The sequence below is a fragment of the Bradyrhizobium diazoefficiens USDA 110 genome, assembly GCF_000011365.1.
GTDB lineage: Bacteria > Pseudomonadota > Alphaproteobacteria > Rhizobiales > Xanthobacteraceae > Bradyrhizobium > Bradyrhizobium diazoefficiens.
In genome coordinates, this window is record NC_004463.1 from 4192555 (window position 1) to 4218417 (window position 25863).

The 25863-nt window shown below is 64.5% G+C and carries 24 protein-coding genes; 15 read left to right on the forward strand and 9 right to left on the reverse strand.

Annotated features, from left to right (window positions below; all coding sequences use genetic code 11):
- Positions 1–48: 48 nt before the first annotated feature.
- The 5 genes from BJA_RS18720 to BJA_RS18740 form a co-directional block, all read right to left on the reverse strand.
- The gene (locus BJA_RS18720) at positions 49–441 is read right to left on the reverse strand and encodes a cytochrome C oxidase subunit IV family protein (protein WP_038966245.1); all 393 of its coding nucleotides are present in this window, start codon (positions 439–441) and stop codon (positions 49–51) included.
- 9 nt (positions 442–450) lie between these two features.
- Positions 451–1173 (reverse strand): heme-copper oxidase subunit III family protein, encoded by a 723-nt coding sequence (locus tag BJA_RS18725; protein ID WP_011086563.1) that lies wholly within the window; start codon positions 1171–1173, stop codon positions 451–453.
- A gap of 15 nt (positions 1174–1188) precedes the next feature.
- The gene (locus BJA_RS18730; protein WP_011086564.1) at positions 1189–1896 is read right to left on the reverse strand and encodes a cytochrome c oxidase subunit 3; all 708 of its coding nucleotides are present in this window, start codon (positions 1894–1896) and stop codon (positions 1189–1191) included.
- Positions 1893–3668, reverse strand: coding sequence for a cbb3-type cytochrome c oxidase subunit I (locus BJA_RS18735; RefSeq protein WP_011086565.1), 1776 nt, complete (start codon positions 3666–3668; stop codon positions 1893–1895). Before BJA_RS18735 ends, BJA_RS18730 begins: the two co-directional genes overlap by 4 nt.
- A 67-nt stretch (positions 3669–3735) precedes the next feature.
- On the reverse strand, positions 3736–4569 hold the full coding sequence (locus tag BJA_RS18740; RefSeq protein WP_011086566.1) for a cytochrome c oxidase subunit II: 834 nt from the start codon (positions 4567–4569) through the stop codon (positions 3736–3738).
- Between the two features lie 554 nt (positions 4570–5123).
- On the opposite strand from BJA_RS18740, the gene BJA_RS18745 reads away from it, so the two are divergent.
- Positions 5124–6032 (forward strand): DUF2189 domain-containing protein, encoded by a 909-nt coding sequence (locus BJA_RS18745; RefSeq protein WP_028170858.1) that lies wholly within the window; start codon positions 5124–5126, stop codon positions 6030–6032.
- 42 nt (positions 6033–6074) lie between these two features.
- Here BJA_RS18745 and BJA_RS18750 read toward each other — a convergent pair whose 3' ends face one another.
- Entirely contained in the window at positions 6075–7274 is a 1200-nt protein-coding gene (locus tag BJA_RS18750; RefSeq protein ID WP_011086569.1) for a DUF2865 domain-containing protein, read from the reverse strand.
- A 143-nt stretch (positions 7275–7417) separates the two neighbouring features.
- Entirely contained in the window at positions 7418–7723 is a 306-nt protein-coding gene (locus tag BJA_RS18755; RefSeq protein WP_028170860.1) for a hypothetical protein, read from the reverse strand.
- A gap of 290 nt (positions 7724–8013) precedes the next feature.
- On the opposite strand from BJA_RS18755, the gene cysS reads away from it, so the two are divergent.
- The 4 genes from cysS (at position 8014) to BJA_RS18775 (ending at position 12303) form a co-directional block, all read left to right on the forward strand.
- Complete coding sequence (gene cysS, locus BJA_RS18760; RefSeq protein WP_011086571.1) at positions 8014–9396, forward strand: cysteine--tRNA ligase; 1383 nt, start codon at positions 8014–8016, stop codon at positions 9394–9396.
- Between the two features lie 115 nt (positions 9397–9511).
- Entirely contained in the window at positions 9512–10003 is a 492-nt protein-coding gene (locus BJA_RS18765) for a GNAT family N-acetyltransferase (protein ID WP_038966251.1), read from the forward strand.
- A 178-nt stretch (positions 10004–10181) separates the two neighbouring features.
- A complete protein-coding gene (gene cimA / locus BJA_RS18770; protein WP_011086573.1) occupies positions 10182–11795 on the forward strand; it encodes a citramalate synthase in 1614 nt (537 codons plus the stop codon).
- 130 nt (positions 11796–11925) lie between these two features.
- Positions 11926–12303, forward strand: a complete 378-nt coding sequence (locus BJA_RS18775; RefSeq protein WP_011086574.1) for a VOC family protein — start codon at positions 11926–11928, stop codon at positions 12301–12303.
- A gap of 181 nt (positions 12304–12484) precedes the next feature.
- Here the strand turns inward: BJA_RS18775 and BJA_RS18780 are convergent, their stop codons facing one another.
- Positions 12485–13090: a TIGR00730 family Rossman fold protein gene (locus BJA_RS18780; protein ID WP_028170865.1), complete on the reverse strand. Its 606-nt coding sequence runs from the start codon at positions 13088–13090 to the stop codon at positions 12485–12487.
- Positions 13091–13290: 200 nt separating this feature from the next.
- On the opposite strand from BJA_RS18780, the gene BJA_RS18785 reads away from it, so the two are divergent.
- The 4 genes from BJA_RS18785 to BJA_RS18800 all read left to right on the forward strand — a co-directional run bounded on the left by BJA_RS18785 (position 13291) and on the right by BJA_RS18800 (position 17938).
- Complete coding sequence (locus BJA_RS18785; RefSeq protein WP_011086576.1) at positions 13291–15246, forward strand: ABCB family ABC transporter ATP-binding protein/permease; 1956 nt, start codon at positions 13291–13293, stop codon at positions 15244–15246.
- A gap of 77 nt (positions 15247–15323) precedes the next feature.
- Positions 15324–16028 carry a phosphatidylserine decarboxylase gene (locus BJA_RS18790; RefSeq protein WP_257784524.1) on the forward strand — a complete coding sequence of 235 codons (705 nt, stop codon included), beginning with the start codon at positions 15324–15326 and terminating at the stop codon, positions 16026–16028.
- Positions 16029–16115: 87 nt separating this feature from the next.
- A complete protein-coding gene (locus BJA_RS18795) occupies positions 16116–16997 on the forward strand; it encodes a CDP-alcohol phosphatidyltransferase family protein (RefSeq protein WP_011086578.1) in 882 nt (293 codons plus the stop codon).
- Between the two features lie 221 nt (positions 16998–17218).
- The gene (locus BJA_RS18800; RefSeq protein WP_038966252.1) at positions 17219–17938 is read left to right on the forward strand and encodes an RraA family protein; all 720 of its coding nucleotides are present in this window, start codon (positions 17219–17221) and stop codon (positions 17936–17938) included.
- A 9-nt stretch (positions 17939–17947) separates the two neighbouring features.
- Here the strand turns inward: BJA_RS18800 and BJA_RS18805 are convergent, their stop codons facing one another.
- Entirely contained in the window at positions 17948–18241 is a 294-nt protein-coding gene (locus BJA_RS18805) for a hypothetical protein (protein ID WP_038966246.1), read from the reverse strand.
- Positions 18242–18342: 101 nt separating this feature from the next.
- On the opposite strand from BJA_RS18805, the gene BJA_RS18810 reads away from it, so the two are divergent.
- From BJA_RS18810 to BJA_RS18835, 6 genes are all read left to right on the forward strand, one after another.
- Positions 18343–19167 carry an SDR family NAD(P)-dependent oxidoreductase gene (locus BJA_RS18810; protein ID WP_063921445.1) on the forward strand — a complete coding sequence of 275 codons (825 nt, stop codon included), beginning with the start codon at positions 18343–18345 and terminating at the stop codon, positions 19165–19167.
- A gap of 213 nt (positions 19168–19380) precedes the next feature.
- Positions 19381–20154, forward strand: coding sequence for a motility protein A (locus BJA_RS18815; RefSeq protein WP_011086581.1), 774 nt, complete (start codon positions 19381–19383; stop codon positions 20152–20154).
- A gap of 24 nt (positions 20155–20178) precedes the next feature.
- Entirely contained in the window at positions 20179–21009 is an 831-nt protein-coding gene (locus BJA_RS18820; RefSeq protein WP_011086582.1) for an OmpA/MotB family protein, read from the forward strand.
- A gap of 256 nt (positions 21010–21265) precedes the next feature.
- Complete coding sequence (locus BJA_RS18825; protein WP_063921615.1) at positions 21266–23164, forward strand: potassium transporter Kup; 1899 nt, start codon at positions 21266–21268, stop codon at positions 23162–23164.
- A 140-nt stretch (positions 23165–23304) separates the two neighbouring features.
- A complete protein-coding gene (locus BJA_RS18830) occupies positions 23305–25236 on the forward strand; it encodes a potassium transporter Kup (protein WP_011086584.1) in 1932 nt (643 codons plus the stop codon).
- Between the two features lie 299 nt (positions 25237–25535).
- Positions 25536–25862, forward strand: a complete 327-nt coding sequence (locus BJA_RS18835; protein WP_038966259.1) for a rhodanese-like domain-containing protein — start codon at positions 25536–25538, stop codon at positions 25860–25862.
- The last annotated feature ends 1 nt before the right edge of the window (position 25863 follow it).

Sequence of the window (25863 nt, forward strand, 5' to 3'; positions counted from 1 at the left end):
CCGGTGGCGGGGCATGACAGTGGAGCGAGGTGCGAACTCACATGAGCGCTACGACGGTGTTGCGAAGAACAGCACCCGAAGCAAGTGCGTGTATTCGGACTCGAGCACCATGATCGCCACGAATACCAGCACCAGAACCGGCGGCAGCAGGATGGCATAGGCCAAGGCCAGCCGCTCCCAGGCCATGTGCATGAAGACGGCGACGATGAGGCCAGCCTTCAACACCATGAACAGCAGGATCAGCGACCATCTGAGACTGCCGTGCAGCCCAAAATAATCGACGAGGTAGGAGCAGGTGCTGAGAACGAACAGCCATGCCCAGACCACGAGATAGAGCTTGATCGGGTGCTGCTGGCCCTTGGCGTGAGCCGCCGCTGGTGCGACTGCGGCGTGCACATGAGGCTGGATCTGTCCTTCCATGTGTACCGTGGCGTTTGTCATGTGCCGACCTCACCAAAGGTAGAAAAAGGCAAAGATGAACACCCATACGAGGTCGACGAAGTGCCAGTACAGGCCGGTGATCTCGACGATCTCGTAGTAACCCTTCCGGCTCGTGAAGAAGCCGCGTCTTTCGACATCAAAGTCTCCCCGCCAGACCTTGCGCGCGATCGCGATCAAGAAGATCACGCCGATCGTCACATGGGTCCCGTGGAAGCCGGTGATCATGAAGAAGCTCGAACCGAACTGTGCCGCGCCCCACGGATTGCCCCAGGGACGGACGCCCTCCATGATCAGTTTGGTCCATTCGAAGGCCTGCATGCTGACGAAGGTTGCGCCGAAAGCCGCCGTGGCCAGCATCAGGATCGCGGTCCTGACGCGATCCCTGCGGTAGCCGAAATTGACGGCCATCGCCATCGTCCCGCTGCTGCTGATCAGGATGAAGGTCATGATGGCGATCAGGATGAGGGGGATGTGCTTGCCCCCGATATTGAGGGCAAAGACTTCGCTGGGATTGGGCCACGGCACGGTCGTCGACATCCGTGCGGTCATGTAGGACAGCAGGAAGCAACTGAAGATGAAGGTGTCGCTGAGGAGGAAGATCCACATCATGGCCTTGCCCCAGGACACGTTCTTGAAGGCGCGCTGATCCGACGCCCAGTCGGCGGAGATACCTTGCCAGCCTTCAAGCCGGGCAGGCACTTGTCCGGTGTCTCTCAGCGCGGTCTCGGCCATCTCGTCTCGTCCTTCCTAGCTCAGCAATTGGCGACAGATGTCGACGAAATCGTCCGTCCAGCCCGTGAGGAGACCGAGCAGGACCAGCCAGACCAGCAGCAGGAAATGCCAGTAGATGGTGCACAGCTCCACACTCAGGCGCATCTCGGCCGTCCCGGTGTCGTGCCGCCATACCCCCGCTGTGGTTCGGCCGAGCGCAACCAGGCCGCCGGTCAGATGCAGCCCGTGCACCGCGGTGATCACGTAGAAGAAGGCATTGGCCGGATTGGACGCCATGAAATAGCCGGCGTCGCTCAGTTGATGCCATGCCAGCAGCTGCCCGGCGAGAAACGCGATCGCCGACGCTCCGCCCGCGAGCAGGCCGACGACGACGCCGTCGATGTCGTTGCGGCGCGCGGCCATGAGGGCCCATTGCAGCGCGACGCTGCTCAGGACCAGCACGCCCGTGTTGAACCACAGCACCTTTGGCACCGGCATTGTCCGCCAGTCCACCATGTTCATCCGCATGGAGTAGGCGCTGATGAACAGCGTGAACAACGAACCGGCAACAGCGAGAAACACGCCAAGTCCGACCTTCGCGGCCGGCCAGGTCATGGCGTCCGTGCCGGGGAAATCATCGATCGGACCTGCCTCCAGCCACGGTTTCGCAGTCAGCCGTTGCTGCGAGAGCCACCATCCGACGATGACGGCGATCACGGCCAGGAACAGGATAACGGCGCTCACGGAGCAACTCCCTGAACGGCCCCCGTCGGGGGCGGCTGGTTCTGCGGAATGAAGTCCTGCGCCGCGCCCGGCACGCTGTAATCATAGGCCCAGCGATAGACGATCGGGAGCTGCTTGCCCCAGTTGCCGTGCCCTGGCGGCGTCTCCGGCGTTTGCCACTCCAGCGTCGTCGCTCGCCACGGATTGCCGCCCGAAGGCTCGCCCTCGAACAGGCTCCAGACGAGATTGAACAGGAACACCATCTGGGCGAAACCCACCGTCAGCGCCACCACGGTGATAAAGGCGTTCAGCGAGTGGGCCGACGGCGGGATGAACGCCGCGTCGCCGAGTTCGAAGTATCGGCGCGGAACGCCGAGCAGCCCGAGATAATGCATGGGAAAGAAGATCAGGTAGGCGCCGAGGAACGTAACCCAGAAGTGGAACTTGCCCAGCACGTCGTTCAGCATTCGCCCCGTGACCTTCGGGTACCAGTGGTAGATCGCCCCGAGCACGACCATGATTGGCGCGACGCCCATCACCATGTGGAAATGCGCGACGACGAACATGGTATCCGACAGGGGCACGTCCACGACGACGTTGCCGAGGAACAGTCCGGTAAGCCCGCCATTCACAAAAGTGATGATGAAGCCGAGGGCGAACAGCATCGGCACCGTGAGATGGATGTCGCCATGCCACAGGGTCAGCACCCAGTTGTAGACCTTGATGGCGGTCGGGATGGCGATGATCAGCGTCGTCGTGGCGAAGAAGAACCCGAAATACGGGTACATGCCGCTTACATACATGTGGTGCGCCCACACGACGAAACTGAGCGCTCCAATCGCCACGATGGCCCAGACCATCATGCGATAACCGAAGATGTTCTTTCGCGCATGCGTGCTGATGAGGTCGGAGACGATGCCGAAGGCGGGCAGGGCGACGATGTAGACTTCGGGGTGACCGAAGAACCAGAACAGGTGCTGGAACAGGAGCGGGCTGCCGCCGCCATATTTGCTCAGCTGGCCCATCTCGACGAGGGTCGGCATGAAGAAGCTGGTCCCCAGCAGACGATCGAGCAGCAACATCACCGAGCCAACGAACAACGCGGGGAATGCCAGCAGCGCCATGACGGTGGCCGTGAAGATGCCCCACACCGTCAGCGGCAGGCGCATCAGCGTCATGCCGCGGGTGCGCGCCTGCAGCACGGTCACCACATAATTCAGCCCACCCATGGTGAAGCCGATGATGAACAGAATCAGGGAGGACAGCATGAGGACGATGCCCCAATCCTGTCCGGGCGTGCCCGACAGAATCGCCTGTGGCGGATACAGCGTCCAGCCGGCGCCGGTGGGGCCGCCGGGCACGAAGAAGGCCGAGGCCAGCACCAGGACTGCGAGCAGGTAGACCCAGTAGCTCAGCATGTTCACATAGGGAAAGACCATGTCCCGTGCGCCAACCATCAGCGGGATCAGGTAATTGCCGAAGCCTCCGAGAAACAACGCCGTGAGCAGGTAGATCACCATGATCATGCCGTGCATGGTGATGAACTGGAGGTACTGGTTGGCATCGATAAAGGAGAATGTGCCGGGAAATCCCAGTTGCAGTCGCATCAGCCACGACAGGACCAGGGCCACCAGTCCGATGGCGGAGGCTGTCAGCGAGTACTGTATGGCGATCACCTTGGCGTCTTGCGAAAAGACATACCGTGTCCACCAGCTCCTGGGATGGTAGAGCTCGACATCGGGCACTTCGGCAGGCGGAATGTCTGCAATCCTGTCATAGGGGACATCGACCATAGAGCACCTCCTCGGTCGTTTCCTTCGGGGCGATCAGCTCGTCTTCACGCGCCCGACCTGCATTCTCCTAGTCGTCGCCGGAATTGTACTTCGCCCTCACAACGGCATTTCGACCTGACAATCCGGCAAACGTCTTCTGCTGCTCCAGCCAGGCGTGATAGTCGCTCTCTGCCTCGACGATGACCTTGGCGCGCATCTGGTAGTGCGCCGCGCCACACAGCTCCGCGCAGAGAACATCAAAGGTTCCGGTTCGGATCGGCCTTATCCAGAAATAAGTGACCATGCCCGGCACCATATCCATCTTGGCCCGGAACTCAGGCACATAGAAATCGTGCAGGACGTCAACGGACCGGAGCAAAACCTTGACCGGCTTCCCGATCGGAAGATGCAGGTCGCCATTTTCGATCACGACGTCGTCCTGGCCGTGCGGATCGTCGCGATTGAGACCCATCGGGTTCTCAGGACTGATGTTGCGGACATCGGACGTGCCCAACCGGCCATCCTTCCCCGGCAAGCGGAAGCTCCACTGCCATTGCTGGCCCATGATCTCGACCTCGGTGGCATCTGCCGGAACGGTCACGAACTGGTGCCAGACGACCAGGCCGGGTGCGAGCATGGCAGCGACGCCGACGCCGGTCCCGACACTGAGCCACCATTCAAGCTTCTTGTTTTCGGGATTGTACGCGGCCTGTCTTCCCTCCTTATGGTGAAAGCGAAAGACGCAATAGGCCATGAACAGGATGACCGCGGTAAAGACGAACCCGGTGATCCAGAACGTGATGTTGATCGTGTCGTCGATATAGCCCCAGTTGGTGGCGATCGGCGTCCACCACCACGGGCTGAAGAGGTGAAACAGCACCGAACCGATCGCGATCAGAAGCAGTATCAGTGCGACAGCCATCCTGAACCATCCTTGCCAACAAAGGCTGCGGATACGAATCCAGGGCGGAGCTCGCGTCTGTCGCGATGGCTGACTTTCTCTATGCTGGTTCTATGCTGACATATGCGCCATCGCCGCGCCTCTTGCCTCGCCCCTTCAACCGGTCGCGATATCAAGAGAAGTTCGCGACCGCCAATCTCACCGGAGCTGGGGGCGTCTACATTTCTAAAATGATCCCCCGCGAACCCGGCGTCAATAGCATGTCAACGAGCTTAGGCGGCGTGGGCGATCCATGTTGCCGTGCAAGCTCGCCATCGTCAGTCGCATTCTCGATGTGATGCATCGCACAAAATATGCGACGCACAATTTCACCCAGCCGGGAGCGCTGGTCATTCCACATCGCACGCGCTAAGCTTGGAGCGCAGGTCGCGACGGGTTTCGTCCGGCTAAGCTCCTTCCTCGTTGAGCCTGGAACTGCCGTACTCGGCTCGATCGCGTCTCCCGCACTTAAGGGCGGACACGCGTGGCCGGAAAGCGCGCCGTTCTCCGCCGCGACTTCAGAGGAGGGTGTGTGCATGGCCACTCTTTATTCCGACAAGATCGTCAAGCGGCACCTGTTCGGTGAGGCGGTTTCTTATCCCATTCGCAAGATCGGCTTGCTCGACTTGAAAGAGGTGCTGCGCCTGGGCTGGGAAGATTTCCAGGCGATGCCGAGTCACGCGATCGTCGTCTGCGTGATCTATCCGGTTCTCGGTCTCGTCCTGTTCAGGATGGTCCTCGGCTATTCGGTCCTGCCGCTGCTGTTTCCGCTGGCCGCCGGGTTTGCCCTGATCGGTCCCTTTGCCGCGATCGGCCTCTACGAACTCAGCCGCCGCCGTGAGCGCGGCGAGGAGGTCGATGCATGGGATGCGGTCAAGGTGCTGCGCGCACCGTCCTTCGGCGCCATGCTCGAGCTCGGCGTGCTCTTGCTTGTCCTGTTCGGGGTCTGGATCGGCGTCGCGAACGCGATCTATGTCACCATCTTCGGTCACGCGGCGGCTGCAAGCATTCCGGACTTTGCAACCCGCGTGCTGACCACGCCGGAAGGATGGTCGCTCATCATCGTCGGTTGCGGTGTCGGCTTCCTGTTTGCGGTCGCGGCGCTATGCGTCAGCGTCGTATCGTTTCCGTTGATGCTCGATCGGCATGCGACGGCGATCGATGCGATCCGTACATCGCTGCAGGCGGTGGCCGCCAATCCGGTCGCGATGGCGGGGTGGGGGCTGATCGTCGCGGCGCTGCTCGTGGTCGGCTCGCTGCCGTTCTTCGTCGGTCTCGCTGTCGTCCTCCCGGTGCTCGGTCATGCGACCTGGCACCTTTATCGGAGAGTGGTCGAGCCGAATCCGAATCCGCCGGACGAACCGCCGCCCCCGCCGAAGGGGAAGCGCTATGCCGCGGATTTCCCGGCCAATCTCTTCCCGTGGAGCCGCGAGGGCGAGCAGTAGCTGCGAGACCCGGTGGGCGGATGACGGTGCGGCAGGGCTGAGCTACTTCTGCTGCTGCGGCAGGAAGGTCGGTCCGACTGAGCGGATCGGCTTGTTCTCCGAGTTCGCCGGAGCCGTGCCGGTATCCGCTGGCGGCGTCGCGGCCGGCGCGGTGGCCGTCGTCGGCGCCGGAGCAGCTGTGCCCTTCTTGGCCGTCGTTGCAGGCGCGCCCTTGTTGAGCCGCTGCTGCTGCATCTTCTTGGCGCTCTCCTCGGTGACGATGATGTCGCCCTGCTGCTCGGCTGCGGCCTTGTCGTCGGCCGACTTCAACGCATCCGCCCAGGTCTGGCCCGCCGCCTTGCAGGAGCAGGACGGGTTGAACTCGCTGCGGAATTTGAATGCGGTCGGCAACGCCGTGTAGGGCTGGCCGCTGATCGAGACCGCGGAGTTCATGTCTTCGCCGGGATTGCGATGGGTATAGAGCACGGCTTCCGCGGCCGGGCACAGCGCCTTGCAGGTCTTCTCGTCGTCCGGGAAGCGCGCCGGCACGGTCGCAAACGAGACCGGGAAATAGGCGCCGTCGCAGGTGCGCACGCATACGGTGCGGTAGGTGCCGGATTGCGGGCCGAGATCGGAGGGCGGCACGCTTTGCGGATTGTTGGAGTTGTTGTTGCCGCCGAACAGATTGCTCAGGAAGTTGCCGCCGCCTTGCGCCTGCGCGGCGTTGGCATATTGCGGGCCGCAATTGTTCTGGGCGAGGGCCACCAGCACCGAGCGGCGCTGGCTGTCGCGTTCCGGGCTGAAGCCGCCGGGGCCGCCGCCGCGCAGGCGTTCGAGATTGCCGGTGATCTGGTCCAGATTGGCGCGCATCTGCTGGATCTGGGTGTTGACCGGGCCGCACTGCGCCGACTGGCCGTTGAACAGTGAGAAGAAGCCGGAGGAATCGCAGCCCATGCGCTTGGCCTGCATGGTGACGCGGTCGAGCTCGGCCTGCTGCTTGGCTTGGGAATCCTGATAGCGGCGGATCTGGTCTTCACGCGCGGGGTCACCGCCGCCGCCACGATCGAGCGCGGCGAGCTGGCCTTCCAGCCGCGCGCACATCGGATTGGGGCCTAGCCCGTTCTGGCCGGGCTGAGGCGGCGGTCCGGGCGGGCCGGCCTGCGCGAAAGCGGCGTTGGCAAGCATGACGGTGCTCAGGAGCACGGTGCAGGCAAGGATTGAGCGGGCACGGGAGAGAGTCAAAAATTCAGGCATATCCGCCATTCTAGCGAGGTCACGGCCCAGTGTGACTTTCCAACGTGGCTTGGGGGGCCGAAGCGCGCCCTCCCATAGCCGCTTCCTGCGGCATCGTCACGTCGTTTCAGGGGCCAAAGATTGGGCCTAAGGTCCGCCAGTGCCGAGCGAATTCAGCGCTGGCAGGTGATTGCGACATATTCGTCGCAATGGCCATGGGAGCAGTTTGCGCCGGTTTTGGGGACAGAGCCGGTAATTTCGTCGGGATCGACCCGGCGATAGCTTGAGGCCTGGGCAAAATCCCGTGACTGGCAATAGGTGCGCGCGACCTGCGCGCCGCATCTGTCGCCCTTGGCCAGGCACTGGTCGATGCCGTAGCCGTCCGCCTGGTTGGCGATGATGAAGACGCGGGTCTCGGCGAATGCGCCGGACGCTGCGATGATGGCGGCACAGGAGACGAGTGCAAACAGGGATCGCATGGGTGGCACCGGGGGCTGGGGGAACCGCCAGCTTCCGAATAAACTCAAAAGGTTAATGATGATGAACCATCATGGCGGGGCGGCCGCGCTTTGCGGAGATAAAACGGCATTTTCGCGGCTCTCTTGACGCGGGGGCGCCTGATAGCCCATATGTGGCCGCATGTACGGTCTCCTCGCCATTTGCGCCATTTGCCGCGAGATTACGAGCTAGCGATTCGCTGGCTGGAGCCGTCTTTTCTCAAAAACATTGAGAGCCTTGGACGCCCGGCCAACAGCCGACGGGTATCCATATGGAATTGCGCCTCTACGATACGCTGACCAAGGAAAAGCGCACCTTCGTGCCGCTCGATGCGAACAACGTCCGCATGTATGTCTGCGGACCGACGGTCTATGACTTCGCCCATATCGGCAATGCCCGGCCCGTGATCGTGTTCGACGTGCTGTTTCGGCTGCTGCGCCATCTCTATGGCGAGGCGCACGTCAAATACGTCCGCAACATCACCGACGTCGACGACAAGATCAACGACCGCGCCGCGCGTGATTTTCCAGGGCTGCCGCTGAACGAGGCGATCCGAGAGGTCACCGAGCAGACGGGCAAGCAGTTCCACGCCGACGTCGACGCGCTCGGCGCGCTCAGGCCGAGCGTCGAGCCGCGCGCGACCGAGCATATCGGCGAGATGCGCGAGATCATCGAGAGGCTTGTCGCCGGCGGCTTTGCCTATGTCGCCGAGGACCACGTGCTGTTCTCGCCGCAGGCGATGAACGCGGCCAATTCCACCCTGCCGCGCTACGGCGCGCTGTCCAATCGCTCGCTGGACGAGATGGTCGCCGGCGCCCGCGTCGATGTTGCGCCCTACAAGAAGGGCAGCACCGACTTCGTGCTGTGGAAGCCGTCCAAGCCCGGCGAGCCGTCGTGGCCGTCGCCGGCCGGCATCGCCGCGCAGGGGCGCCCGGGCTGGCACATCGAGTGCTCGGCCATGGCCTGGAAGCATCTCGGCGAGTACTTTGACATCCACGGCGGCGGCATCGATCTCGTGTTTCCGCATCACGAGAACGAGGTCGCCCAGACCTGCTGCGCCTTCCACCGAGAGCGCATGGCAAACTACTGGATGCACAACGGCTTCCTGCAGGTCGAGAGCGAGAAGATGTCGAAGAGCCTCGGCAACTTCATCACCATCCATGAGCTGCTGGCGGATTGGCCGGGCGAGGTGCTGCGCCTGAACATGCTCAAGACGCATTATCGTTCGCCGATCGACTGGACCATGAAGTCGCTGGAGGAGAGCGCCAAGACGCTCGACGACTGGTATCGCGTCGCGGCCGACGTCGATCCCGGCCGTCCCGCCGCGTCCGTGGTCGAGCCGCTGCTCGACGACCTCAACACCTCCCTGGCGATCGCGGCGCTGCATGGCCTGCGCAACAGCGACGTGAGCGCATTGGCAGGATCGCTGCGGCTGCTCGGCTTTCTCTCCGAGAGCGCCGCGCAGTGGGAAGATCGCAAGCAGAAGGCGAGCGGGGTCGATGCCGGAGAGGTCGAGCGCCTGATCTCGGAACGGACCGCAGCCCGTGGACGGAAAGACTTCAAAGAGTCCGACCGCATCCGCGATCAGCTCGCCGCGATGGGCGTTGCGATCAAGGACTCCAAGGAAGGGACGACCTGGGAGTTTTCGCGATGAAGCGGCCCGACACGCCTTTTCCGCGGCACTGGCTCTACTACATCGCGCTGAAGGTCCTGCTGCTCGCCGCCGCGGTGGCGCTGGCGCTCAAGCTCTATGGGATGTGGTGAAGACGATGGGACAGACTTTGCCAAGGCCGGGCTTGCGGCCCTTCCTGCCTGATGACGTTCCGGTGCTTGCGGCGATCTTCGTCGCGAGCATCGAGGAGCTGACCGGCGAAGACTATACCGAGGCGCAGCAGCAGGCCTGGATGGAGGCGGCGGAAAGCGAAGAGTTCGGCAAGCGGCTCGCCGCCGACCTGACGCTGATCGCGACGCTGGAGGGCTCGCCCGTCGGCTTCGCCTCGCTGCAAGGGGCCGATTACATCCGCATGCTCTATGTGCATCCGGCAGTCGGCGGGCAGGGCATCGCGACCATGCTGGTCGATGCGCTGGAGAAGCTTGCCGGCGGCCGCGGCGCGAAAAGCCTCTCGGTCGATGCCAGCGACAACGCGCAGGGCTTTTTCGCCAAGCGCGGCTACGTCGCCATGCAGCGCAACAGCATCACCGTGAACGACGAGTGGCTGGCCAATACCACCATGAAGAAGACGCTCGGAGCACCGCAATGAGCAAGGAGCGTGGTCACCAAGCGCGATCCTCTCTCCGCTCCCTCCCCCCTTGTGGGGGAGGGTTGGGGAGGGGGGTAGCCCCGCACTCCGACCACCCGTGTGGCACCCCCCTCCCGACGATGCTGTGCATCGTCGACCTCCCCCACAAGGGGGGAGGTAACAAGAACGGACGCTCGCGATGAGCTCGGCACAAGCAAAGAAAGAGCGCCTCTATCTGTTCGACACCACGCTGCGCGACGGAGCGCAGACCAACGGTGTCGATTTCACGCTGACCGACAAGCAGATCATCGCCGCGATGCTGGACGAGCTCGGCATCGACTATGTCGAGGGCGGCTATCCCGGCGCCAATCCGACCGACACCGAGTTCTTCGGCAGCAAGCCGAAGCTCAATCACGCGCGCTTCACCGCCTTCGGCATGACGCGCCGGGCAGGGCGCTCGGTCTCGAACGATCCGGGCGTTGCCGGTCTGCTGGAAGCCAAGGCCGACGCGATCTGCTTCGTGGCAAAGTCTTCCGCCTATCAGGTGCGCGTCGCGCTGGAGACGACCAAGGAGGAAAACCTCGCTTCGATCCGCGACAGCGTCGCGGCCGCCAAGGCCGCCGGCCGCGAGGTGATGCTCGACTGCGAGCATTTCTTCGACGGCTACAAGGAGGATTCCAGCTTCGCGCTCGCCTGCGCGAAAGCCGCCTATGAGGCCGGCGCGCGCTGGGTGGTGCTGTGCGACACCAATGGCGGCACCATGCCGAACGAGGTCGAGGCCATCGTCACCGAGGTGACCAGGCACATCCCCGGCGCTCACGTCGGCATTCACGCTCATAACGACACCGAGCAGGCGGTGGCGAATTCGCTCGCCGCCGTGCGCGCCGGTGCGCGGCAGATCCAGGGCACGCTGAACGGTCTCGGCGAGCGCTGCGGCAACGCCAATCTCTGCTCGCTGATCCCGACCCTGAAGCTGAAGCAGGAGTTTGCCGACGCCTTCGAGATCGGTGTGACGCCGGAGAAGCTCGCGACTCTCGTCAAGGTGTCGCGCACGCTTGACGACATGCTCAACCGCGTGCCGAACCGGCATGCGGCCTATGTCGGCGAGAGCGCCTTCGTCACCAAGACCGGCATCCATGCCTCCGCCGTGCTGAAGGATCCGCAGACCTACGAGCATGTCTTGCCGGAACTGGTCGGCAATCACCGCAAGGTGCTGGTCTCAGACCAGGCCGGCCGCTCCAACGTGATCGCCGAGCTCGACCGCGCCGGCATCGCCTACGAGAAGAGCGATCCGAAGCTGACGCGCCTGGTCGAGGAGCTGAAGGAGCGCGAGGCGGCCGGCTACGCCTATGAATCCGCCAACGCCTCGTTCGATCTTTTGGCGCGCCGCACGCTCGGCAAGGTGCCGCATTATTTCGAGGTCGAGCAGTTCGACGTCAATGTCGAGCAGCGCTACAACGCGCTCGGCGAGCGCGTCACGGTGGCGCTTGCGGTGGTCAAGGTCGACGTTGCCGGCGAGCATCTGATCTCGGCGGCCGAAGGCAACGGTCCCGTCAACGCGCTCGACGTCGCCTTGCGCAAGGACCTCGGCAAGTACCAGAAATATATCGAGGGCCTGAAGCTGATCGACTACCGCGTCCGTATCCTCAATGGCGGCACCGGCGCGGTCACGCGCGTGCTGATCGAGAGCGAGGACGAGAACGGCGACAGCTGGACCACGGTCGGCGTGTCCCCGAACATCATCGACGCCTCGTTCCAGGCGCTGATGGATTCGGTGATCTACAAGCTCGTGAAATCGGGCGCGCCGGCGTAGTTTTGATGCTGTCATTCCGGGGCGGTCCGCAGGACCGAACTATGGTGCGCCATTGCGCACCTGAGAATCTCGAGATTCCGGGTTCACGCTTGCGCGTGCCCCGGAATGACTGTGGGAGGGGAGCGCACCAATGATCGATCACATCTCCGTCGGCGTCAGCGATCTCGATCGCTCCGCAACATTCTACGAGGCGACGCTCGCCGCCCTCGGCCTGACGCGTCTCGTCATGCGGCCGCGCACGGTCGGCTTCGGCAAGGCCTATCCGGAGTTCTGGATCAACTTGCGCGAGGGCATGCCGCCCGTAGCCCCGGAGAGCGGCGTGCACATCTGCCTGCGGGCGAAGACCACAGCCGAGGTCGATGCGTTTCATGCCGCCGCGCTGTCCGCCGGCGGCGCATCCGACGGCGCGCCGGGCATCCGCCCGCACGATCGCGTGCGCTACTACGCGGCCTTCGTCGTCGATCCCGACGGCAACCGGATCGAGGCGGTGACGTTTCCTGCGGAATAGAGCGTTATCGCCACGAAGGCGGTGCGCTCCCTCTCCCGCTTGCGGGGGAGGGTTGGGGTGGGGGTATCTCCACGGGCGAGAACCCCCAAGAGAAGAGAACCCTCACCCGCCGCTATGCGGCGACCTCTCCCGCAAGCGGGAGAGGTGACGGAGCCCGCGGTGAAATCGAGCCAACCAATCGTTACAGCTTGCGCGCGACTTCCGGAGCGAGCTCTTTTTCCGCCTCGGCGAGCTGTGCCACGGCGGCCTTCAGCTTCGGCAGGATCTCCTCGACCCGATCGGCCTTGAGGATGTCGACCGAGAGGCCGGCACGGATGAACTCGGTCTGGCGCATGTGCGACAGCAGCGAGAACAGCGGCTCCCAGAAATTGTCGATATTGGCGAGCAGCACGGGCTTGGCGTGACGGCCGAGTTGCTTCCAGGTCAACTGCTCGACCAGCTCCTCCAGCGTGCCGACGCCGCCCGGCAGCGCCACGAAGGCGTCGGAGCGCTCGAACATCAGCCGCTTGCGCTCATGCATGTCGGGGGTGACGATCATCTCCTGCACCCGCGTCAGCGCGTTCTCGCGCATCCGGAGGAATTCGGGAATGATGCCGGTGACGGTGCCGCCATTATCGAGGACGGAGGTTGCGACCGAGCCCATCAGGCCGAGCGAGCCGCCGCCATAGACCAGGCGGATGTTGTTCTCGGCGAGCGCCTTGCCGAACGCCTTGGCGCCTTCGGTGAAGCGGGGATTGGTTCCGGGGCCGGAGCCGCAATAGACACAGACGGTTTTGATCGTGCTCATTGGTGCCATGATGCATTGCAGCGAAGAGGCGTCAAGCCCAATCGGTGATTCGGACCTCCCGGAAATCTACCGGTAAATGGCGACAAACAATCAAAGATTCGCCATCTGGCGGGGTGCGCTCGCTCCCGGAAGCTTCTATATGACGAGCGAAAATCGTTAATCGCACCGCGCCCGCATCCGGCGGGCTTTCAGGCTTCTTGATGAACCAACCTCATTCGCCGCCCGGCGCCGACGTGCCAGATCCCGCCGGCGGGCCGCTCGAGCGGGCCACCCTGATGGGCACGCTGGCGCATCTGTGGCCCTATATCTGGCCGGGCGACCGCTTCGACCTGAAGATGCGCGTGGTCTGGTCGATGGTGCTGCTGCTCGCCGCCAAGCTGATCACGCTGACGGTGCCGTTCAGCTTCAAATGGGCGACGGACGCGCTGACCGGCGCGAACACCGCGCCGGTGCTGCCCGACAACTGGCACCTCTGGGTGATCGCTTCGCCACTGCTGCTGACGGCGAGTTACGGCGCGACGCGCATCCTGATGGCGGTGCTGACGCAGTGGCGCGACGGCCTCTTCGCGCGCGTCGCCATGCATGCGGTGCGCAAGCTCGCCACCATCACCTTCATCCACATGCACGAGCTGTCGCTGCGCTTCCACCTCGAGCGCAAGACCGGCGGCCTGACGCGCGTGCTCGAGCGCGGCCGCGAGGGCATCGAGGTCATCGTGCGCATGGTGATCCTTCAGCTGATCCCGACCATCGTCGAGGTTTCGCTGCTGCTCGCCGTGCTGCTCTGGCAGTTCGACTGGCGCTACGTGGTGGCGACGCTGATCACGGTCGCGGTCTACATGTACTACACCTACATCGCGACCGAGTGGCGGATCGGCATCCGCCGCAAGATGAACGATTCCGACACCGAGGCGAACACTAAGGCGATCGACTCGCTGCTCAACTACGAGACCGTGAAATATTTCGGCGCCGAGGCGCGCGAGGCGCAGCGCTACGACCGCTCGGTCGCGCGCTACGAGGAGTCGAGCGTCCAGGCCTATACGTCGCTCGCGGTGCTCAACACCGGCCAGGCCGTGATCTTCACGCTGGGGCTGACCGCGACCATGCTGATGTGCGCCATCGGCGTGCGCAACGGCACCAACACGGTCGGCGATTTCGTGCTGGTCAACGCCATGATGATCCAGCTCTACCAGCCGCTGAACTTCATGGGCATGGTCTATCGCGAGATCAAGCAGGCGATCATCGACATCGAGAAGATGTTTGGCGTGCTGGGACGCGAGGCCGAGATCAAGGACGGCCCCGACGCGCAGCCGCTGGTCATCTCCGCCGGCATCGTGCGTTTCGAGGACGTGCGCTTCGCCTATGAGCCGGCGCGTCCGATCCTGAAGGGCATCAGCTTCGAGGTGCCGGCCGGCAAGACGGTCGCGATCGTCGGGCCGTCGGGCGCCGGCAAGTCGACCATATCGCGGCTGCTGTTCCGCCTCTACGACATCTCCGGCGGCAGGATCCTGATCGACGGCCAGGATATTCGCGAGGTCACGCAGGCGAGCTTGCGCGCGTCCATCGGCATGGTGCCGCAGGACACCGTGCTGTTCAACGACACCATCCGCTACAACATCCGCTACGGACGCTGGGACGCCAGCGATGCCGAGGTCGAGGAGGCGGCACGCCTCGCGCAGATCGACAATTTCATCCGCATGGCGCCGAAGGGCTATGAGACCCAGGTCGGCGAGCGCGGCCTGAAACTGTCGGGCGGCGAGAAGCAGCGCGTCGCGATCGCGCGCACCGTCTTGAAGGCGCCGCCGATCCTGGTGCTGGACGAGGCGACCTCCGCGCTCGACACCCACACCGAGCACGAGATCCAGGGCGCCCTCGACCGCGTGGCGAAGAACCGCACCTCGCTGGTGATCGCGCACCGGCTTTCGACCATCGTCGGCGCCGACGAGATCATCGTGCTGGACCAGGGCCGGATCGCCGAGCGTGGCACTCACGCAAAGCTGCTCGCGCAGGGCGGCCTCTATGCCAGCATGTGGAACAGGCAGCGCGAGGCGGAGGCCGCGCGCGAGAAGCTGGCCAAGATGGCCGATACCAGCGAGGCGCCCAACCGGCAGCCACCGCCGGTCGAGGACGCCCTGACGACGCCTGCGGCTGCGGAGTGATCTTGTCTCCGGTCCCAACTCTGGCCTAAACAACTCCACCGCGCGGGACGCCCTGCGCCATCAACCCAGAGCGGCAGATAGCGATGTCCATTCTCGATTCGATCCAGCGTCAGATCCCGCCGATCCACAAGGAGGGCTATCCCTTCATCGGCGGCTTTGCGCTGGCAAGCCTGATCCTGTTCTGGCTGTGGTCGCCTTTGGGGTGGATCGGCACCATCCTCACCGTATGGTGCGCGCTGTTCTTCCGCGACCCCGTGCGGGTGACGCCGGTGCGCGAGGGGCTGGTGGTGTCGCCGGCCGACGGCCGCGTCTCGATGATCACCATGGCGCTGCCGCCGGCCGAGCTCGGGCTCGGCGACCGGCCGCTGCCGCGCATCTCGGTGTTCATGAGCGTGTTCAACTGCCATGTGAACCGCAGCCCGATCGCGGGCAGGGTGGACCGCATCGCCTACCGGCCCGGCCTCTTCATCAATGCCGAGCTCGACAAGGCGAGCGAGGACAACGAGCGCAACTCGCTGGTGATCACGACGCCCACGGCACGGATCGGCGTGGTCCAGATCGCAGGGCTGATCGCCAAGCGCATCGTCTGCTTCGTCAGGGAGGGCCAGGCGATCGGCGCCGGCGAGCGGTTCGGCCTGATCCGTTTCGGCTCGCGCCTCGACGTCTATCTGCCAGTCGGCACCAAGGCGCTGGTGTCGGAAGGGCAGACCGCGATCGCCGGCGAGACGATTTTGGCCGATCTTGCCGGCGACGACCCGAGCCGCGCCTACCGCGCCAATTAACCAATAAGTCGGTCCCTGGGGCCCTTCCGCCGCAATGGCGGAGGGGGACGCGGCTTGCTATATCTCGCCTCAAGGTGAGGACGAGCCATGACGCCCTATGACATCAAAGACCCTGACGTTCGCCGCCGGCGGTTCCGCCCGATTCCGGTGCGGATGCTGGTGCCCAACGTCATCACGCTGCTGGCGATCTGCGCCGGCCTGACGTCTATCCGGCTGTCGATCGAGGGGCGGATGTCGCTCGCCGTCTACGCCATCGTGTTCGCCGCCGCGCTGGACGGCATCGACGGCCGCATCGCGCGCATGATCAAGGGCCAGTCCAAGTTCGGGGCGGAGCTCGACAGCCTCGCCGACTTCGTCAATTTCGGCGTCGCGCCCGGGCTGATGCTGTATTTCTGGCAGTTGCACGAGCTCGGCAATGCCGGCTGGATCGCCGCGATGGTGTTCGCGATCTCCGGCGGCCTGCGTCTTGCGCGCTTCAACGCCACAATGGACGATCCCAACAAGCCGGCCTTCGCCGCCAATTTCTTCACCGGCGTGCCGGCGCCGGCCGGTGCGATCACGGTTCTGCTGCCGATCTATGTGGCGTTCCTCGATCTCGGCCGCGCGCCCGCGGCGGTGACGGCGGCCTACACGCTGCTGATCGCCTTCCTGATGGTGTCGCGCCTGCCGGTGTTCTCCGGCAAGACCAAGCGCATGCGCGTGCCGCCGGAACTGGTGCTGCCGGCCTTCGTCGCGGTGATCGTCTTCATTGCTATCCTGATCGCCTATCCCTGGCACGTGCTGTCGATCGGCACGGTGCTGTATCTTCTCGCTTTGCCGCTCGGCTACAAATCCTATCGCGACCAGGCGCGCGCGATGGATGCTGCCACGCCTGCGGGAGGCGAGATCTCGTCGCCGCCGTCGGCGCCGACGCTGGCGAACCTGTCGGAGCCGCCGCACGACGACGACCGGCCCGGACGGCTGCACTAAAGCGCGATGAGATTTGGCTGAAACCTCATCGCGCTTTAGGTCGTTGTTTGAGCGTGATCTTTTCGGAAAACCGCTGCGCACTTTTCCGGATCATGCGCTGAGCGTTTTTCGCGGATATCTGCCATGAAGGCGCGCTGAGTTGGGTTGAGGCCCGATCTCGGCTATATCGCCCTGTGCCGGCGGCATCGCGTCAATCAGCCGCCAATCTGGGAGAGAACGCCGTGACTGATACCGCGACCGGGCCGCTGCCCGCTTCCGTCCTCGAAGCGCTGGGCCGCTATGACACCCCGACGATCTGCAACGCCATGGAGATCGTGGCACCCGAGCGCCGGCTGATCGGCTACACCACCAAGCAACTGGTTTGTCCGTTCCCCGACCTGCCGCCGATCGTCGGCTATGCCCGCACGGTTGCGATCCGCTCGGTGCTGAAATCCTCGCTGCCTGCCGAAGAGCAGTCGAAGCGCCGCATCGAATATTACGAGTATGTCGGCACCGGCCACGGGCCGCGCATCTCGGTGATCCAGGACATCGACGGCCCCGACGTCGGCTACGGCGCGTTCTGGGGCGAGGTGCAGAGCAACGTGCACAAGGCGCTCGGCTGCCTCGGCGTCATCACCGACGGATCGATCCGCGACATCCCGCAATGGGCCCCTGGCTTCCAGGCGCTGGCCGGCTCGATCGGCCCGTCGCATGCCTGGGTGCATGCGGAGAGTTTTGGCGGCGAAGTGCGCGTCGCCGGCATGACCGTGAAGTCCGATGATCTCATCCACGCAGATCAGCACGGCGCCATCGTGATCCCGCTCGACGTCGCCGCAAAGCTGCCCGAGGCCGCCGAACTCTGCGGCCGCCGCGAGACGCCGATCCTGGAGATCGCCCGCAGCCCCGACTTCTCGCTGGAGAAGCTGAAGGCCGCGCTGAAGCGCTCGGCGGAGATCCACTGAGCTTGCAGCTTACGGCCCCGATGCCGGCCGCGGGTCGCCCTGTTCCGTCAGAAACAGGGCGGCCTGATCCGGCTCGGCGAACATTGCGGCGGCGCACCCGATCAGGGTGAAGCCGCCGGCGAGATCCCACAGGGTGATGTCGTCCGCCTTGTCAGGACCTTGAACCAGGCGCGCTGCGATCACTGCGAAAGCGGCTTCGACAAAGAGCAGGACGCTGAACGCCGGCAGGACGAGTTCCGGTTCGAGCAGATGAAGCGCCAGAACCGCAGGAAGCGCGGTGAGAAGGCCGAACAGCGTCAACATTGCAAAACGGCTCCTGTGATGGAGCATGCCGCACCGGCCATAGAATACTGTATGATTCCTGGTCACGGATGTGGCCTAGGGCCGCAGTCGGAGGGCCTGCGATGCAGATGAATGACAAGACGGTCCTGATTACTGGCTCGACCGACGGCGTCGGCCGCTACGTCGCGCGCCGGCTGGCGGCCGAGTGCGCGAAGGTCCTGATCCACGGCCGCGATGCGGCGCGCGCAAAGACGCTGATCGACGAGATCGTGAAAGCCGGTCATGCCGCGCCGATCTTCTATCAGGCGGACCTGTCGTCGATGTCGGGCACGCGCGCACTCGCGGAAGCCGTGAAACGTGATCACCAGCGTCTCGACGTCTTCGTCAGCAACGCCGGCATCGGCTCGCAGAGTGACGGGCCGCAGCGTCAGGTCAGCGCCGACGGTCATGAGCTGCGCTTCGCCGTCAATTATCTCTCCGGCTTCCTCCTCGCCCATCTCTTGCTGCCGCTGCTGAAGGCCGCGGCGCCGTCGCGCATCGTCAACGTCGCCTCGCTCGGCCAGCATCCGATCGACTTCGACGACGTCATGATCACCAAGGGCTATAGCGGCTCGCGCGCCTATGCGCAGAGCAAGCTCGCGCAGATCATGTTCACGATCGATTTCGCCGAGGAAGTGAAGGGCGCGGGTGTCACCGTGAACTCGCTGCATCCGGCGACCTACATGAACACCACCATGGTGCGGGCCGGCGGCATCACGCCGATCTCGACGGTGGAGCAGGGCGGCGCGGCGATCCTGCGCCTCGTCGAGGGCGACGACGTCGCAGGCAAGAGCGGATTGTTCTTCAACGGCATCAATGAGGCGCGCGCCAATCCGCAAGCCTACGATGCCGACGCACGCAAGCGTCTGCGCGCGCTCAGCCTGGAACTGGTGGGCATCTCGTCTTAGCCCCGCGCAAACATGGTTAGCGAAGTGTTGAGATTCCCGTCGGAGGTCGGCAAAGCCGGCTTTCTCCCGGCGCGCTGCGCCGGTCCGGCGCGCCGGCTCAACTTAACCTTTACGCGGCTTTAAGGGCGGCCCTCTAGGGTTTCCGATGCGGTTCGGGGTTGGGCCGCGCCAGCGGCCAGGACGGCCGTTGTTGCGTACGCGTTGGAGTCTCTCATGGATATCATGACCGGCGTTGGGCTCACGGCGGGCATCATCGTCATCGCAGCGATGATCTTCATGGGCGGCGACCTCCACATGTTCATCTCCGAACATGCGATGATCATCATCTTCGGCGGCTCGATCTCCGCCACCATGATCCGCTTTCCGCTCAGCGCGCTCCTGCACGGCCTTCCGCTCGGCGCCAAGTTCGCCTTCACCATGAGCCGGCTGTCGGCGCACGACCTCGTTGACGAACTCGCCCGCATCGCCGAGATCGCCCGCAAGCAGGGTCCGGTGGGTCTCGAAAAGGTCGAGACCGACGAGCCGTTCCTCGCCAAGGGCATCCGCTATGTCGCCGACGGTTACGACCTCGACTTCATCCGCGACAATCTCGAGCGCGACCGTGACAACTTCCTGATGCACCTCGACGAGGGCAGCAAGATCTATCGTGCCATCGGCGACTGCGCCCCGGCCTTCGGCATGATCGGCACCCTGATCGGCATGGTGCAGATGTTCGCGAACATGACCGACCCTTCCAAGCTCGGCCCGTTCATGGCGACCGCGCTGCTCGCAACGCTTTACGGCGCGCTCGTCGCGAACCTGTTCTGTCTGCCGATCGCCGACAAGCTGCACGGCAAGCTGCTGGATGAAGAGACCAACCGCACCCTGATCATCGACGGCATCCTGATGATCCGCGACTCCAAGAGCCCGACGCTGGTGCGCGAAATGCTGCTGGCCTATCTGCCGGAGAAGCATCGCCACGCCGAAGGCGAGCCGGTGCCGGCGTAACGCCGCCCGCCGGGACAGACAGCCATGGCCAAGAAGAAGCGCGGCGATGCTCACGGGGGCGGTCACGGCTGGTTCGTGACCTTCGCCGATTTGATGGGCCTGATGATGAGCTTCTTCGTGATGCTCGTCGCGTTCTCGACGCAGGACGCCAACAAGCTCAAGATCGTCGCCGGTTCGATGCGCGACGCCTTCGGCGTGCAGAGCGAAGCGCGCTACGCCGGCATCGTCGAGTCCGACGGCCTGCCGACGCGCCCGCGGCTGAAGAACGTCGATCATATCCAGCCCGAGGATGCCTCCAACACGCCGACCCCGGACCAGGAGGACCGCGACCGCACGTCGGGGGCGAAGATCAAGGTCGACCGCAATTTCGCGCTCGCCGCGGCCTCGCTGCGGCAGGCCTTGCAGGACATGCCGGAACTGACCGAGATGTCCAAGCACATCATGTTCGAGGAGACCAAGCAGGGTCTCAATCTCGAAATCGTCGACCAGGACGGCCGCTCGATGTTCGCCGACGGCTCCAAGGTGCCCTATGACCGCACCCGCCGCCTGGTCGAGAAGCTGGCGATTCCGCTCAAGGCCACGCCGCTCCGCGTCTCCATCGCCGGCCACACCGCGGCCGGCTTCGTGCCGACCCGTAGCGACTACGGTGCCTTCGATCTATCCGCCGACCGCGCCAATGCCGTGCGGCAGATCCTCGAGCGCGAGGGCCTGCCGGCCTCGCACATCTTCGCCGTCTCCGGCAAGGCGGACACCCAGCCGCTGTTTCCGGACGATCCCTCGCTGGCCGCCAACCGGCGCGTGACCATCACCCTGATGCGCGAGGATCCGCCGCTGCCGCCGAATTTGAAGCCGTAGGCATGATCCGGAGAAGTGGGCACCGGTTCTCCTTCGCGACAAACGCGACACGCGTTTGCGCGGGGATCATGTCCAAACGATAAGCCCCTTGCGCTACCATCTTACCTGAGGCATCTCGTCGCGCAGGCGACGAGCGTGGCTGCGCCGTCACAGCATTCGGCCCGGCGCCTGCTAAGGTGGGGTGCCGATTGACAGGCGCGCCGGAAGCGTCAAAAGGCGCCGGATCAAATTCAGGGACGAAGCGTTTTCCATCCACATGACGGCGAGCATCACATCGACCGAGACCCAGGAAGGGCCGGTCACATCGGGCTTTTGGGCGCTCACGCTCGGGAGCATCGGTGTCGTTTTCGGCGACATCGGCACCTCGCCGCTCTACGCATTCCACGAGGCGGTGCGGGGCGCGGCCCATGGCGAGCCGGTCACGCGGGTCATGGTGCTCGGCGTGCTCTCGCTGATCCTGTGGGCGCTGCTGATCGTCGTTACCGCCAAATACGTCCTGCTGCTCTTGCGCGCCGACAACAACGGGGAGGGCGGTACGCTCTCGCTGATGGCGCTCGGCCAGCGTGCGCTCGGGCGGCGAAGCTGGTTCCTGCTCGCGCTCGGCGTGGTCGGCGCCTCCATGTTCATCGGCGATTCCATGATCACGCCGGCGATCTCGGTGCTGTCGGCGGTCGAGGGCTTGAAGCTCGCGACGCCCGCCCTGGAGCACTACGTCGTGCCGCTCACCGTCCTCATCCTGGTGCTGCTGTTCGCGGTCCAAAGCAAGGGGACCGCGCTGGTGGCCTCGGCCTTCGGGCCGGTGATGGTGGTCTGGTTCACGTGTATTGCGGTGATGGGCGCCGTCCACATCGCCGACGATCCGTCGGTACTTGCCGCGATCAATCCCTATTACGCGCTGCAATTCCTGCTGTCGCACGGCACGATCGGCCTGGTGACGCTGGGCGCCGTGTTCCTGGCGGTGACCGGCGGAGAGGCGCTCTACGCCGATCTCGGTCATTTCGGCCGCAAGCCGATCCAGGCGGCCTGGATGTTCTTCGTGCTGCCCTCGCTCTTGATCAACTATTTCGGCCAGGGCGCGCTGGTGCTGTCCGATCCCAGCGCGATCGAGCATTCCTTCTATCGCATGGTGCCCGAGCATCTGGTGCTGCCGCTGGTCGGTCTTGCGACGGCGGCGACCGTGATCGCGAGCCAGGCGGTGATCACCGGCGCCTATTCGCTGGTCTATCAAGCCGTGCAGCTCGGCCTGCTGCCGCGCTTCGAGGTGCGCTACACCTCCGAAAGCCATGCCGGCCAGATCTATCTGCCGCGCGTCAACCGGCTGCTGCTGATCGGCGTGATGCTGCTGGTGCTGTTGTTCCACACCCCCAGCAATCTGGCTTCGGCCTATGGCATCGCGGTCTCCACCACCATGGTCGCCGACGGCATCATGGGCTTCGTCGTGATCTGGAAATTGTGGAACTGGCGCGCGGCTACGGCGGCTGCCGTGATCCTGCCCTTCGTCGTCGTGGACATGAGCTTCTTCAGCGCCAATCTGCTCAAGCTGCTGGAGGGCGCCTGGGTGCCGCTGCTGTTCGGCGCAGCCATGGCGGGGACGATCTGGACCTGGCGGCGGGGCTCGGGAATCCTGATCCAGAAGACGCGCCGGATCGAGGTGCCGCTGGACGATCTGATCCGGAGCCTGGAGAAGCGGCCGCCGCATATCGTCAAGGGCACGGCGGTGTTCCTGACCAGCGATCCATCCTTCGTGCCGACCGCGCTGCTGCACAACCTCAAGCACAACAAGGTGCTGCACGAGCACAACGTGGTCCTGACCATCGAGACCGCGCATACGCCGCGGGTCGATCTGTCGGAGCGGTTCCGCATGGAGAAGATCAGCGACAAGTTCTCCAAGGTCCGCCTGCGCTTCGGCTTCATGGAGCAGCCGAACGTCCCCAAGGCTCTCGCGATCGCGCGCAAGCAGGGCTGGCAGTTCGACATCATGTCGACGTCGTTCTTCGTGTCGCGGCGGTCGCTGAAGGCCTCGGCGCAGTCAGGCATGCCGCTCTGGCAGGACCACCTGTTCATCGCGCTAAGCCGGTCCGCCAACGACGCCACCGACTATTTCCAGATTCCCACGGGGCGGGTGGTTGAAGTCGGCACCCAAGTCACCATCTGAACGCAATTGGCGGATCCATGCAAAATTTGCATGGCGAGGGCCCAAAAACGGGCTAGGCTATGCCGACAGCGCAGGACTATAAGCCCGCGCTCTTCCGCCGTTGTGCAGTGAAGCATTTTTAGAGGCCACCGGGCTCTCCCATGACAAGCGACGTAGCAGTTCCCGCCCCGGAAACGGCGGCGGCCAATGGCCATGGCGAGGCCCACACCACGGCCGGTTTCGGCGCGCTGACGCTCGGCAGCATCGGCGTGGTCTATGGCGACATCGGCACCAGTCCGCTCTACGCGTTCCGCGAGGCCGTGACGGCGGCCTCCTCGGGCACCGACGGGCTCGCCACGCCGGCGGCCGTGCTCGGCGTGCTCTCCCTGATCCTGTGGGCGCTCATCGTCGTGGTGACGCTCAAATACGTCGTGATCCTGCTCCGCGCCGACAACAACGGCGAGGGCGGTACCCTCGCGCTGATGGCGCTGGCCCAGCGCGCGGTCGGCACCGGCGGGGCGACCATCGTCCTGCTCGGCATCATCTCCGGGGCCCTGTTCTACGGCGACGCCGTCATCACCCCCGCGCTTTCGGTGCTGTCGGCGATCGAAGGCATGAAGGACGTCACGCTGCGGTTCGAGCCCTACATCGTGCCGCTGACCGTAATCATCCTGGTCGGCCTGTTCGCCGTGCAGTCGCGCGGCACCGCCCGCGTCGCCGCCTTTTTTGGCCCGATCATGTGCGTCTGGTTCGCGGTCATTGCTGTGGCGGCGATCCATCCGATCATCGCGCAGCCGCAAGTGCTGTTCGCGCTGAACCCGCTCTATGCCGTATCCTTCATGCTCCACCACGGCATCATCGGCTTCGTGACGCTGGGCGCGGTGTTCCTGGCGGTCACCGGTGCCGAGGCGCTCTATGCCGACCTCGGCCATTTCGGCAAACGGCCGATCCAGACCGCCTGGCTGTTCATCGTGCTGCCATCGCTGGCGCTGAACTATCTGGGGCAGGGGGCGCTCGTGCTCGGTGATCCCGGGGCGATCGAGAGCCCGTTCTTCCAGTTGTTTCCGCAAGGCTGGATCCGTGGCGCCATGGTCGTGCTCGCCACCGCCGCCACCGTCATCGCAAGCCAGGCCGTCATCACCGGCGCCTATTCGCTGACACGCCAGGCGATCCAGCTCGGGCTGCTGCCGCGCTTTGAAATTCGCCATACGTCTGAAGCCCATTCCGGCCAGATCTTCATCCCGCGCATCAACCAGCTCCTGCTGGTCGCGGTGGTGCTCCTGGTGCTGCTGTTCCGCTCCTCGAGCGCGCTGGCGTCCGCCTACGGCATCTCCGTCACCGGCACCATGGTGGTCACGGCGATGATGGGCTTCGTCGTGATCTGGAAGGTCTGGCGGTGGTCGCCGCTCGCGGCGGCCGCGCTCATCGCGCCCTTCCTGTTCCTCGACCTGACCTTCCTGGCCGCCAACCTGCTCAAGGTGTTCGAGGGCGGCTGGGTGCCGCTCGCCCTCGGCGCGCTCATGATCATCCTGATGTATACGTGGCGGCGCGGCAGCCGGCTGCTGTTCGAGAAATCGCGCAAGCTCGAGTTCCCGCTCGCCGACCTCGTGGCCATGCTGGAGAAGCGGCCGCCGCAACGCGTGCCCGGAACCGCCGTGTTCCTGACCTCGGACCCGCTCAGTGCCCCGACCGCGCTGATGCATAGTCTGAAGCACTACAAAGTGCTGCACGAGAAGAATGTCATTCTCACCATCGAGACCGCGCAGACCCCGCGGATCGACCCGGCCGAGCGCGTCAGGCTGGAGCAGATCAGCCCGACCTTCTCCAAGGTGACGCTGAAGTTCGGGTTCATGGAATCGCCCAACGTGCCGAAGGCGCTGGCGATCGCCCGCAAGCTCGGCTGGCAGTTCGACATCATGTCGACCTCGTTCTTCCTGTCGCGCAGGGCGCTGAAGCCCGCCGCCCATTCCGGCATGCCGCGTTGGCAGGACCGGCTGTTCATCTCGCTCAGCCGCTCCGCCAACGACGCCACCGACTATTTCCAGATCCCTAGCGGCCGCGTGGTCGAGGTCGGAACGCAGGTGACGATCTAGGGTCCGGGCTGGCGCACGTCCGTTTCCACTGCTGTCATTGACCGGGCGATCCAGTATTCCAGAGACGGCAAGGGGATACGGCGAGGCCGCGGCGTATTGGATTCCCCGCCTTCGCGGGGAATGACACCGAATGCGTGGTGAGGGCATCCTGAACGCCGGACTTCAAGTCGCTGCGATTTAGCTTTAACTTGCGCCGCGCGGCTCAAGCCTTTGGAGCGCTTGATTTTCGTCTCCCGAGAGGCGAGGTTGCCGCCCGCCGGGATCGCCCCGGCATGCGGCTCGCGACGTTGGAGGATGATGTGGCAAATCAAGTACAGGATCTGACCCCGGACGAGGTCTCCAAGGGTGTCGCGGAGGGACGCTATCTGCTCGTCGACGTCCGCGAGCCGAACGAAGTCGACGCCGAGGCCTATCCCTACGGCGTCGTGGTTCCGCTCTCGACCTTCGACCCCAAGGCGATCCCCGATCCCCAAGGCAAGCAGGTCGTGTTCGCCTGCCGCTCCGGCAAGCGCTCGGTGACGGCCTCGCTCGCGGCGCAGGCGGCGGGCCTGCCTTACGACAAGCATCTGGCCGGCGGCATGCTGGGCTGGAAGGCGGCAGGTCTTCCCAGCAAGGTCGGTGGCTGAT